The following is an 11,551-nucleotide window of genomic DNA, read 5'->3' on the forward strand; positions in this document are numbered from 1 at the left end:
GCGAGAGGGGGTTACTCGGCAATCGCGTTCCAGTGAGCGTAGATGGTGGTGGCACTGGTAGCGTTGCTGGCGGTAAGTTTCGTGCCGCCTTCAGCAGAGGTGTACCAGCCGTCGAAGGTGTAGCCCTCACGTGTGGGTGCTGCGAAAGTGGTGGCAAGGGCATCGCCGCTGAAGAGGTATTCCACCTTGTCGGCAGTGGAGCCACTGACGCTGCCGCCGCCCAGGTTGTAGGTCACCTTCACGGGGTTGGTGTAGCGGTACAGTCCCCAATAGTGTTCTTTGCCTGGCGCTGGACAAGTGGCAGATTGTACGTGGCCTGTAATCAGGATGGCCACCCTCGGCTCCCCCGAAGTAATGTCAATGGTTTTGTCCAGTTCGCTGAAAGGCGTATGGCCGGCCCAGCTATATTCAATGATATTCGCTCCGATAGGGGACATATTTGTGCCACTACCTTTTTCATAGCCGAAATGCAGTGTGTGTTCACCATTGCTAAAACCACTGCCGGTTACATTGTATGTCGACGGGTTCAGCGTAGGCATGTGGAGGGTGATGGTGCCATCCCTGTTGTTTTCGACTTCGACAAATGATTCTATATTCTGGATTGTCGCGCCTGGTACGAATTCCGGTCTCTTCTTCTTCTCCGCCTTCACGCCGATGACTTTCTTCATGCCGGAGTAGGTGACGGTGACGTTGGTGCCCATCTTGGCCTTTTCGGCAGGAGTGGTGCTCCAGAGTTCGAGCTCGGGAGTTTCATCAGAGAAGCGAACGCCGTAGATGTTCTTCAGCACGGTGACTTCGATGCACTGGGGCTCGCTGTCGGCATAACCTTCGCCAGCCTGGATGTAGTACCATACATAAACGGTAAAGTCCTCTGTGATGTCACCGGCATAGCCGGCTGCGGTGGGCACGGTAGTGGTCCATCCCTCAGCGGTGGTGGCAGGAGCCTGCTCGAGCTGCGCGGTGGTAGCGAAATACTTCACGGTGCCCTGCTCGGTCTGACTGGCAGTGACGATGGCCTTGTCCTCGCCAGCGATGATGCCTTCAGCGGCTGCGGGAGCTGTAGCGAACTGTGCCACGGGGATATAGTTGGCGCTGATCTTTGCACTGGATGCAGGCATGGTGAAGGTCCATGTGTTAGCGGCCTGACCAGCTGTCAACTCGATGCCGTTGACCACAGGGATGCTGCTGGGAGCCCTTTTTGAGGCTGCCGACCATGTGGTGTAAGCCTTGGCAGCAACGCCGTTAACAGCCCAGCCATCCTGTGGGGTGACGATGACGGTTATCACGTCGCCCTCGTTGGCCATCGTTACGCTTTTTTCGCCTCTCATAAAATTTATTGAGCCGTGCTCGTTATTGGCGATGGTAAGGTTGTACTTACCATCTTTCACTATCAGATGGAGTGTTGACTCCTTCTGGATGTTGTAGTCGGCCAGTGTCTTGCTGTCTTCCAGTTCTTTACCAGAAAAGATAAGACGCTGCATGGCAACAGGGCTGCCTTCCTTGTCCTGGATCTTGGCTTTGACGTTCTCGAAGGTGTCACTGGGTTCCACGTCGAGGGTGATGGTCTTGCCCGTCAGCGTCTTGACGAATATCTGCATGGCGCTCATGCTCATGGCAATCATGAGTAGGGTGAGCAAACTAAATAATTTCCTTTTCATATTCATAGTTTCTTTATTGTTATTTCTCATTAACTGTTTTCTGTAACAAAAACCTTGAAAACCCCTTGCTGAGAAAGATACTCTTGTCAGCGTATTAACGCCATCTGTCGTAATTCTGCTTGTGTGCAAGCACCCAGCAGCCTTCCACCAAATACCGTTATCCCTTTCAGGGACTCTTTTCTCATCAAGGAAAAACCGAGAATACCGGCTGCGCAACCACTCATAACAGCAATGTACTGAGAAAAATGGTTTTTCAGCGAAGCGGGGTTTTTCCTTCTGCGGGCTTGAGCCACGTCAGTGGTGTGACAAGAGGCGGGGGTATGGCTGGAAAGCTCGCTTTCATAGCCAGAGACCTGCCGCTTGACACATGAGCTCTTTAAGAGCGTCAAGCCCACAGAAGGGGTTTTTCTTGTTTTTGTTTTCATTATCACTCTATCACTTTACCACGACCTTTTTGCCATTGAAGAGGTAAACGCCCTTCTTGGTCGGAACACTCTGCAGCTTGCGTCCGTTCATGTCGTACCAGTTGCCATTCAATTCTTCAATTCTTGAATTCTTCAATTTTTCAACAGCGGTGGTCTCGTCCTCGAACACGAGGTTTATGCTGCGGGCGCCAGATGTCAGCTCGTGGTTGAACTGCAGCCAGCACTGGTTAGCGGCGAGTGTGCCCTCGTCCTCTACCTGTACGAATATCTTGCCGCCAGAGAGAGCGTAGAAGTCGGCAGCTTCCATGTCGGCAGCGGTGAACTCGCGGTCGGTGGCGGTGCCACGGAACTGCTCAGCGAATGAAGGAGTAGCCACTGCAGTCTCTGTAGTAGGAACGATGGTCACCAGCAGTACTGTTTCGGTGCCGTTGTAAACCAGCAGAGGAGTCTGACCAGCCACAACGCCCTCGAGAGCTGTGCTCAGCACGGCGGTCTCGCCGCTAACGCTGGCGATGGTGTAGAAGTTCACACCCTCAGGCGTGTCCTCGTCGAGCTTCACGTTCCAGTCCTCATAGAAGGTAGCGAACTCGCCGGCGCCGATAACTAACTGGTATGTGTTAGGCATGAAGGAAGCGACGAGGTTCTTGTTCTCGGCAGTCATGGTGAAGGTGTTAGTGTTCTGCTCGTTAAGCTCGGCACCATCGCTCCAAGACTGCAGATGACATTTCTCTGCAGGTGTTGCAGTTACGGTCACTTCGGTGCCGGGAGCCACAGTGTAGATGCCAGCCTCTGCGTTAATTGCTACAACGCCATCAGGTAGCACTGTGCCGTTGCCGTAGATCTCGATGCGTGTCACGCCGCCCTTCCACAGCAGCTGGGTGCAATTCCCGTCTCTGTAGGTGTTGCCATCCTTGAGATAGACTCTGCCGCCCATGGCAGATATTCTGCGGGGAACCGCCTGGGGTTCCATCGTGCGTGAGGTATACATATCGTTGTCACACTTCGAAACATAGCGGCCGTTGCGACCGTAGAAGACGACGCTAGAAACCTTTTGGTCATGGATTGAGATTTGATCTGGATAATCAGTGGCACCGATTGTCCATTCCGTTTGTTCAGCTGCAATGTAGGGCGCATGTATGTCGATACCTTCTACATTAACAGATCCTTCCACGTTGGCAGCCACGACTTCTGCTATCAGGCCTTCGCCCTCAACAGTCTGTATGCTTACGGTACCCATCTCAGCACTGTTTGGGGCAATGGTGAGCACTGGATTAGCCACGAAGCTGGCGGTGAGGCTCGTTGTCTCGTTGACGGTCAGCTCAAAGGCAGCCTTCGTCTCGCTGTTGCTCCAACCGCTGAAACTATATTGTACGAAAGGAGCAGCCTCTACAGGCACCTTCGAACCGGGAACGACGTAGTATGAGCCAGGTGTTGTTGTCTCGCTCACGCCTTCTGGAAGAGCATACTCAGTAGCATAGACATCGAGCTTGCGAACGCCACCCGTCCACAGCAACTCGGTGCAATCCCTGTCCTTATAGGTATTGCCGTTCTTGAGATAAATCATTACTTCATAGCCACTGACACTGGCCTCGTAGCTGTTATCGCCAGAGCCATAGAATATGACACGGCTCACATTTAAGTTATCACTCTTACAATAAACACCAATATAATTATAATTATCATTGTTGTTGACCCAGTAACCATTAACAATGTCGTTATAATTATCGAAATAAGTCACAGTTCCATTGGTATGTTCAGTATCGAACGTATCAACGAGCTTTTCTTGTGCGTTGACAATATAAGCCACACCCATGCTGGCGTCGTTGGCAGCGATGGTCAGGACGGCACAATTATCGAAGATGGCTGTGAGCGTTGTGTCGCTTTCCATAGTGATGGTGCGGATGGCCTCATTGTTGGTCTCGTCGTCGCTCCAGTTCTTCAGGTAGTAGCCCTCGGCAGGAGTAGCCTTGACTGTAATCTGTGCGCCGGGTTCCACCTCATACGTGCCGTCGCCATTGTCCTTGATATTAGGATCGTCATAGGCGAAGGTGACCTTAGGCAGGAATCCCTGCTTATTATAATTGTCACCATGGCCTCCCATCGAAGCATTTTCTGCTTCGATGCCAAAGAAGCTTAAACCGATATAGTTACCTTTTTCAAGGTTCTCAAGACCCACGAGCAGGTTGCCGCCGTTGTAGGTGTAGGGCGTAGCGAAGGTGATAATCGCCTCGCCGTTAGCAACCGTCAGCTTGCCGGTATAGAGCGTGGTGCAGTTGGCCTTGTCCTCCAAGGCTGTCATCGTGGTATAGTCCACCTCTTTCACATAGACGTCGATGTCCTTTTCAGAAGTCCAACTGCGGTTTTCGCTGACATAGTACTTCATACTCTTGATTTTGCAGCCGTTAAGCGTGCTCAACTTAGCAGCGGGAATGACATATTGCGATTTGGTCATTGCATCGAACCAGCCAGTGTAGGCAGGAACAACATTGTTGACAATTGTTCCGTCGTTGACGGTCAGCTCATTGATGACCTCCACGGTACCCTTCTCGTTAGCATTTGCACCCAGGGTCAGGGCAAAGGTGTTGAAGTATTCCACCTGCAGCTCGATGTCGTTGGCGGGCATCGCAGCCAGCGTCCATATCTTACCCGTTGCGTCGGGGGTGAGGTCGATTGGAGTTGGGTCTTGCGCCCACGCGCCCGTGACTGCCGTCAGTAGCAGTGCGAGCGTCAGTATATATCTTGATATTGTTTTCATATATTGTATTTCTTTATGTTGTTTATACCTTTTATATTATATACGCGCGAGAGGGGGCGTTAGTTGCTCGGCTGGTAGGTGTATGGGCTAGTGGTAATAGCACCCACATTGCCGCCGATGGTTACTGTGCCGCAAGTGCCGTAATAGCCTGCGCCGATACTGTTGGTAGCATCACTTCCTTTTGTAGCAGTCACTTCGGTTACGCCTGTAGTAATCGTGATGTCGCCGCAACTGCTAAAGTTTTTGTTATTGTTACCTCTACCTCCGCCAATACCGGCCGCATTATCACCGCCTGTAGCAGTGACGGTTCCACCGCTGATGATAATATTACCACAAGAGAAACTCGCTGGACCTCTTTTACCGCCTCCGATTCCAGCACCATATTGTCCGCCTGTAGCAGTGACGGTTCCACCGCTGATGGTAATATTGCCCCAACTAGCGTTGTATCCGCCACCGATGCCAGCACTATTATTTCCGCCTGTAGCAATGACGGTTCCACCGCTGATGGTAATATTGCCGCAACTAGCGTTGTATCCGCCACCGATGCCGGCACCAAGTCCTCCACTAGTTGCGGTGATTGTGCCGCCCTGGATCTCAATATCGCCGCAAGCAACACCACTTCCGCTACCGATGGCGGTAGCGTAGCCGTAGCTGCTGGCCGTGAGAGAACCTGTGCCATTGATGATGAGCGTCTTGCCAGCAGCAGCCTGGATGCCAGGATAATCCTCATAGAATCCCTTCACAGTATTCGTACCGCTGAGGATAATGGTAGCATCGCCAAGACAAGTGATGCCGGCCCACTCGTAGTTGATGTCGTTCACGCCGTTGATGGTCACGCCGTCCAGTGTCACGGTGGCTCCGTCGGCAATCGAAATCTTGTAGTTGCCAGCGAGCGTGCCCGTCAGCACTTCGCCGTTCTGCGCCTCGTAGTTGCCCGTCAGCGTCGACAGGTCAACGATGTTGCCAGTCGGAGCCGACTGCTCGACGGTGAACGCGAGGCAGGCACGAACTCGGAATGCGTTGCCCTCGTTGGGGGCGTTGAATTCAGCATTGCCGCCGCCATAAATGTACACGCCCCAGGCGTGGGAGCCGGGATTGCTCTCCGTAGACGACCAGTAGTAGCATTCAGCCTGCAAGGCATCACCCTGAGCCGTAGTGAGCTTAGATGCCAACCCACTGTAGCTCTTCTTCATACCTTCTGTCGGAGCACTGTATGATTCGCTTGATCCACAGCCGATGAATATATACTGCCAATCTTTCTCGGACGGCAAGCGCCATGTGCCACCTGTAACGGCTTCCTTGCCGCTGCAAGCTGTACCTGCATCCCCATATTTTTTCGTGTCACTCTCGTCGGCCAGTGCGATAGCCAGACCGTGGGTGCAGTCGCTTGCTGTGCCAACGTAGGCAATCATGGCCACGGCATTTCCTGTAGCCACAGCCTCGGCATCGGCCTTCGTGGCGTAGATTTTGCCGTCCTTTCCGACTATCTTGCCAATATCACCTGCAGTAACCTCAGCAAGAGTTTTAGCAGCACTCTTCTTCACCGCCTTGACGCTCTTCACTCTCCTGGTGCCGCTGTAGGTGGCGGTGACTGTCTGCCCAGCCGTTGCGGGGTTGGGATTGATGGTCCACTTGGCGGCATCCTCGGTGCCGTCCTTCATGGAAACGGTGTAGCCGGCAGAGGCGGCTGCGGTGTAGACCTCAATCTTCGTAATGCCTGGAGAGCCTAAAAACTCTGATTTGCTATCATCGGTGTAGACAAACCCTCCAGAGAGATAGACCGAGGGGCTCTCTCCCTCAACGGTGTAGCCAGTCAATGCGGTGCCGTTTTTGGTGTAGAACTTGCAACTGGTGATGGTGTAGCCATTGATTCCAGCCACGGTCAGCAGCGATGCTGCTCCACTACGATACCATCCATCCGAGTCGCCGTCGTTTTCAACCTCGTCACTGAAGGTGACGGTGACCTTGTCGTCGAAGGTCATGCTCCCGCTCTTGAAGGACGAGTAATATTTGCTCTCAATCGTTAAGAGCAGCGTCTCCTCGGCCCACGCGCCCGTCACTGCCGTCAGCAGCAGCACGAGCATCGAAAGAATTCTTTTTTTCATAAGCAATTGATTTAATAATGTTATTATTGTTGTTGTTTCGTTTTTGTTTGGTCGCCTCCGGCGATGCGGTGACGATACGTGAGACAGTGACGGAGCAGAGTAATCGACGAAGTCGCTTGCCAAAGCAAGAAGGTTTAGCTCGACGACCCGCAGGGGGAAGTCCGCTCGGCTCTGCCGCTTGCCTAAAGCAAGAACCGTCCACTGATTCTTTTGTTATACGATTTTTATGATGTTTTGTTTGATTTTTGTGATTTGTTGTAATACAAATACAATAATCAGGACTGTCATCCCGATAAATGGGATGGCAGTCCTGAGAAAGTTATTCATTGGTGAAACATTCATAGGAAGTGGTTAAAATGATAAAGATAAAAACTATGTTATATATTTGTTTCCTCAGCAGAATCTCAGGTTTTGTCTAAGATGTCAGCATCGGTTAGTTACGCTATTCATGATTCTGCTGCAAATATAAATAACATTTTTTAAATATGCAACATTTTATTTAGTTTTTTTTAGATTTAACCAAAAAAGTTATTTCACCATTGAAACAGGCTCTACCTGAGGCGGATCTATCTGGACTTCAGCATGTTCTTGGGATCGAGTGCCTCGTTGAGTGCCTCTTGGGTCATCAGGCCCCCTTTGTCTTTCGTTCGTTGAGACCAAACGGATATCGCCCCGCCGCTCCGCGCACCGGGTAGAATACGCAATCCGCCGAGTTCATCTTTCGATGTCTCGGCGGATATTTTCTGTTCTGGGGGAATGTCGGGGGGCTTATCAGGAAGCAGTGTGCTGGAAGAAGCCTTCGAAGCACAGGTCTTCGTCTAAGTGCTCCCAGTGGATGCCATAGGGCGAGAGCGTGTATTGTTCGCGCTCGCTGGGCGAGGCATTACGCAGACCAGCATAGTCGGCAAAGCGCTCGCAGGCCTGGCGACCGTCGGCCGTCTCGATCCAAATCTCGGTAGGCGTGAGCCAAATCTTCGTAATTTCCATCATAGTTTACTTCTAGTTTTTGAAATATTCATTCCAACGTGCAGCAATAATCTCCTTGCGTTTGATTGATTTCGCGTTCAAATATACAAAATTCCTTTCATTTCTGCAAGAGCAAAACGGCCTCGGATGCATTTTTTGTAAATTCTGCCACTCCGCGGGGGCGGGGCATCAAAGCCCTGGCGTGGATTATCTTAATGGGGCCTTGCCCCATACCCCAGAATATAATACTCCCTCCGCATGGAGTGTGCGGAGGGAGTATCTTATGGTTTCAGATATAAGCTTACATAGCAATGAGGAATTCCGAAAGACTCTCCATGTCTTGGAATTCGTACATCTTTGCGTTTTCTACGCCACGCTTGCGTTCGCGACTGCGGCCATCGCGTACTTTCGTCATCATCGTAGCCACGTCGCTGTTCTGATTGACGAGTGTAAATGTCTTGCCTCCCATGTCGTCGATGATGTTGCAAACCTCATCGGCAAACGAGCGCGACATGAAGCCGATGCCCTCGAAATCGAGTGTTACCTCGTCGACATCGTCGTTAATGCATTTGCGCAGCTCAGAAGCTCTGGAACGTATAAATAGGTCTGCGCTATAGATGTCTAGTAACCTGATCGTTTGGTTCATCTTATGGTTTTAACGTTTCGTTGAACTCATCAAGCGTCAGGACGTTGAGCTGAGGGAAGGGGATCTTCTTCAGATGGTCGAAGTGGCTGTCCTCGGTTACGATGTAGTCAGCTCCGGCAGTGATGGCGCAGTCCACAAACTTATTGTCGTCCTTATCGATGTCGCTAAGCAGATGGAAGCGGAAGAAGGACTCGCGATAAACTATCTGCGGATGGTGTGCTATGGCTTCAACCACGTTGTGTGCCACAGCGGGTGAGGTATGTACGGCGAGGATTTCCTCGTACTCGGTTAATATCTCGTTGCTGACGCACAAGCGATACTTGCCCGCCAGGAAGTCAGTCCATATACGATGGTACTGGCTACGCGTGGGCAGGCTCTGAATGAGGGCGTTAGTGTCTAGAACTACAAGTCGCATCGGCTTCATTTATAAGGTGTGCGAAGATGCTGACCGCGCAGTTCGTCGAGTTTCTTCTGATCGAAGGTTCCTTCGTCCCACATTTTGTCGATAGCCTTTTGTGCCCTCTCGGCAAAGAAGAGCGAGAGGGTGAGCCGCAGCGCATCAAGGTCTTCCTGCGAGGTGACGTTGGCTGCTGCGTTCATCAGTTCCAATTGTGCCATTTCTGAGTAACTCATACGCAATATAATTAATGTTTCGGGGGCAAAGATACGATGATTATTTGAAAAATACAAGTATTTCGGCGGAAAAACCTCGGCTCCCAATACAAGGGATAAGTCAACGCGCGGCAGGGGCATCTATCCGCAGGAGTATAAAGAGAGGTGAGAGGTGAGAGGTGAGAGAGGTGACAGCCCCGAAACGAATAACCGCCGAAACATCTCTCGATGTCTCGGCGGATATTTTATGTTCTGGGGGAATGTCGGGGGAATCAGTCGTGCATATTGAGTGTGTCGACATGAGACGCGACTCGGCATAGCTCAAGCAAGCTTGGCTCTGCTCTCGCTGCTACCTCATGTTTTGAGCATGGCATGCATCGACCACCTTGATAGTGTCACCCTCGATGACGTAGGCGTAGATAGCCTTGATGTCTTTCATCGTCAGTTCGTAGGCCTCCTCGGGTGTGTACAGTTCCTTGTCCATATCCTTCAACAAGTTGCGGTAGTAGCTCATGGGGTGCGCACTGCGTCTTCTTGCGGTTGTTGTTGCCATAATCGTTATTATTTATATTGCTTCACGGCTACAAAGATACAACTTTTTCCGAAATTAACGCAATTTCCCTCAGTTTTTTGATATCCGTTCGTCTCAGTATGTCAAAGAACGATGGGGGCGATATACATCTATCTGGACTTCAGCATGTTCTTTGGATCGAGTGCCTCGTTGAGCGCCTCTTGGGTCATCAGGCCCTTCTCCAGCACGATGTCATAGACGGAGCGGTTGGTTTCAAGTGCCTCCTTAGCCACCTTGGTCGATGTCTTGTAGCCGATGTAGGGGTTCAGGGCGGTGACGATGCCAATGGAGTTCTTCACCATCTCCATGCAGCGCTCCTTGTTCACCGTGATGCCCAGCACGCACTCTTCGGTCAGGGTCTCGATGGCATTCTTCAGCCATATCAGACTCTCGAAGAGCGACTCGGTGATGATGGGCTCCATGACGTTGAGCTGCAGCTGACCGGCTTCGGCGGCAAACGATACGGTGGTGTCGTTGCCGATGACCTTGAAGCACACCTGATTGACCACCTCGGGGATGACGGGGTTCACCTTGCCCGGCATGATGCTGGAACCAGGCGCCTTGGGCGGCAGGTTGATTTCGTTGAGGCCGCAGCGCGGACCCGATGCCATGAGGCGCAGGTCGTTGCAAATTTTAGACAGCTTCACGGCCAAGCGCTTCAGGGCCGATGAGTAGCTGACATAGGCGCCCGTGTCGGGGGTGGCCTCTACGAGGTCGGCAGCTGATACGAAGGCCTCGCCCGTGAGCTTCGACAGGTTGGCAGCACAGAGCTTGGCAAAGCCCGGCACGGCATTCAGACCTGTGCCGATGGCGGTGCCGCCCATGTTGATCTCGTGCAGCAGCTTCACGTTGCGCTCCAGGTTCAGTATCTCTTCCTCCAGGTTGTTGGCATAGGCATTGAACTCCTGGCCGCTGGTCATGGGCACGGCATCCTGCAGCTGCGTGCGCCCCATCTTGATGCAGTCGCTGAACTCGTCGCCCTTGTAGCGGAAGGCGCTGATGAGGCCCGTCAGTGCACCAATCAGACTCTTGTTCATATGGATCAGTGCCAGACGGATGGTGGTGGGATAGACATCGTTGGTGGATTGACCGCAGTTGCAGTGGTCGTTGGGCAAACAGTACTGGTAGTCGCCCTTCTCGTGGCCCATAATCTCAAGTGCCCGGTTGGCTATCACCTCGTTGGCATTCATGTTGACCGATGTGCCGGCACCGCCCTGCACCATGTCGATGGGGAAGTTGTCGTGGTGCTGGCCGTCGATCAGTTCGCGACAGGCCTGCGAGATGGCTCCCGCTATCTCGTCGTTGATGACGCCCAATGTATGGTTAGTCTCTACGGCAGCCAGTTTAACGTAGGCAATGGCCTTGATGAAGTCGGGATACATGGACATGGTCTTGCGCGAGATGTGATAGTTGTTGATGCCGCGCTGTGTCTGTACGCCATATAAGGCATTGGCAGGTACGTTGAGTTCGCCTAAGAGGTCAGACTCTGTTCTGAATTTCTGGTTAGTCATAAGTATTTTCGTTTTGAGTTAATAATTTAAGTTCGGCGTGTGTAAAGCCAAGATGTTGGCAGTCTTCATTTCACAAAGATACAATGATTATCTGACACACTGGCTGTTGGACAATAGGCATTTTTGTACATGGTATAGGCATTTTTGCACAGAGACGATGAATTATGGACGGTTTTTCCTATCTTTGCAGCAAACTTTTCGAATAGACGAAAGCAGACATGAATAATAACAATACTGACCCCACCCCCTGCCCCTCCCCTACAAGGGAGGGGAGAACCGTAGAGGAAGCCGCCTCTCTCTCC

10 protein-coding genes are annotated in these 11,551 nt (G+C 51.8%); all 10 read right to left on the reverse strand.

Annotation, left to right across the window (positions count from 1 at the left end; genetic code table 11):
• Window positions 1-11 precede the first annotated feature (11 nt).
• On the reverse strand, window positions 12-1,658 hold the full coding sequence (locus T496_RS15160; protein ID WP_197018948.1) for a ubiquitin-like protein: 1,647 nt from the start codon (window positions 1,656-1,658) through the stop codon (window positions 12-14).
• 86 nt (window positions 1,659-1,744) lie between these two features.
• On the reverse strand, window positions 1,745-2,083 hold the full coding sequence (locus T496_RS14995) for a hypothetical protein (RefSeq protein ID WP_155808830.1): 339 nt from the start codon (window positions 2,081-2,083) through the stop codon (window positions 1,745-1,747).
• 10 nt (window positions 2,084-2,093) lie between these two features.
• Window positions 2,094-4,838, reverse strand: a complete 2,745-nt coding sequence (locus tag T496_RS0109715; RefSeq protein ID WP_155808832.1) for an InlB B-repeat-containing protein — start codon at window positions 4,836-4,838, stop codon at window positions 2,094-2,096.
• 59 nt (window positions 4,839-4,897) lie between these two features.
• Window positions 4,898-6,943 carry an autotransporter outer membrane beta-barrel domain-containing protein gene (locus T496_RS14465; protein ID WP_155808834.1) on the reverse strand — a complete coding sequence of 682 codons (2,046 nt, stop codon included), beginning with the start codon at window positions 6,941-6,943 and terminating at the stop codon, window positions 4,898-4,900.
• Between the two features lie 771 nt (window positions 6,944-7,714).
• Entirely contained in the window at window positions 7,715-7,933 is a 219-nt protein-coding gene (locus tag T496_RS13910; RefSeq protein WP_052342169.1) for a DUF2442 domain-containing protein, read from the reverse strand.
• 277 nt (window positions 7,934-8,210) lie between these two features.
• Complete coding sequence (locus T496_RS0109735; RefSeq protein ID WP_027450582.1) at window positions 8,211-8,555, reverse strand: STAS-like domain-containing protein; 345 nt, start codon at window positions 8,553-8,555, stop codon at window positions 8,211-8,213.
• A gap of 1 nt (window position 8,556) precedes the next feature.
• On the reverse strand, window positions 8,557-8,970 hold the full coding sequence (locus T496_RS0109740; RefSeq protein ID WP_027450583.1) for a putative toxin-antitoxin system toxin component, PIN family: 414 nt from the start codon (window positions 8,968-8,970) through the stop codon (window positions 8,557-8,559).
• A gap of 5 nt (window positions 8,971-8,975) precedes the next feature.
• On the reverse strand, window positions 8,976-9,188 hold the full coding sequence (locus T496_RS0109745; RefSeq protein WP_052342171.1) for a hypothetical protein: 213 nt from the start codon (window positions 9,186-9,188) through the stop codon (window positions 8,976-8,978).
• 328 nt (window positions 9,189-9,516) lie between these two features.
• A complete protein-coding gene (locus T496_RS0109750) occupies window positions 9,517-9,720 on the reverse strand; it encodes a hypothetical protein (RefSeq protein WP_027450585.1) in 204 nt (67 codons plus the stop codon).
• A 128-nt stretch (window positions 9,721-9,848) separates the two neighbouring features.
• Entirely contained in the window at window positions 9,849-11,249 is a 1,401-nt protein-coding gene (locus T496_RS0109755) for an aspartate ammonia-lyase (protein WP_027450586.1), read from the reverse strand.
• Between the last annotated feature and the right edge of the window lie 302 nt (window positions 11,250-11,551).

It is taken from the genome of Xylanibacter brevis P6B11 (genome assembly GCF_000621825.1).
GTDB classification, from domain to species: Bacteria; Bacteroidota; Bacteroidia; order Bacteroidales; family Bacteroidaceae; genus Prevotella; species Prevotella brevis.

Bases quoted from the DNA above. Each gene is read 5' to 3' on its own strand.
- T496_RS15160 (WP_197018948.1), bottom strand. From the start codon at position 1,658: ATGAAAAGGAAATTATTTAGTTTGCTCACCCTACTCATGATTGCCATG.
- T496_RS14995 (WP_155808830.1), bottom strand. From the start codon at position 2,083: ATGAAAACAAAAACAAGAAAAACCCCTTCTGTGGGCTTGACGCTCTTA.
- T496_RS0109715 (WP_155808832.1), bottom strand. From the start codon at position 4,838: ATGAAAACAATATCAAGATATATACTGACGCTCGCACTGCTACTGACG.
- T496_RS14465 (WP_155808834.1), bottom strand. From the start codon at position 6,943: ATGAAAAAAAGAATTCTTTCGATGCTCGTGCTGCTGCTGACGGCAGTG.
- T496_RS13910 (WP_052342169.1), bottom strand. From the start codon at position 7,933: ATGATGGAAATTACGAAGATTTGGCTCACGCCTACCGAGATTTGGATC.
- T496_RS0109735 (WP_027450582.1), bottom strand. From the start codon at position 8,555: ATGAACCAAACGATCAGGTTACTAGACATCTATAGCGCAGACCTATTT.
- T496_RS0109740 (WP_027450583.1), bottom strand. From the start codon at position 8,970: ATGCGACTTGTAGTTCTAGACACTAACGCCCTCATTCAGAGCCTGCCC.
- T496_RS0109745 (WP_052342171.1), bottom strand. From the start codon at position 9,188: ATGAGTTACTCAGAAATGGCACAATTGGAACTGATGAACGCAGCAGCC.
- T496_RS0109750 (WP_027450585.1), bottom strand. From the start codon at position 9,720: ATGGCAACAACAACCGCAAGAAGACGCAGTGCGCACCCCATGAGCTAC.
- T496_RS0109755 (WP_027450586.1), bottom strand. From the start codon at position 11,249: ATGACTAACCAGAAATTCAGAACAGAGTCTGACCTCTTAGGCGAACTC.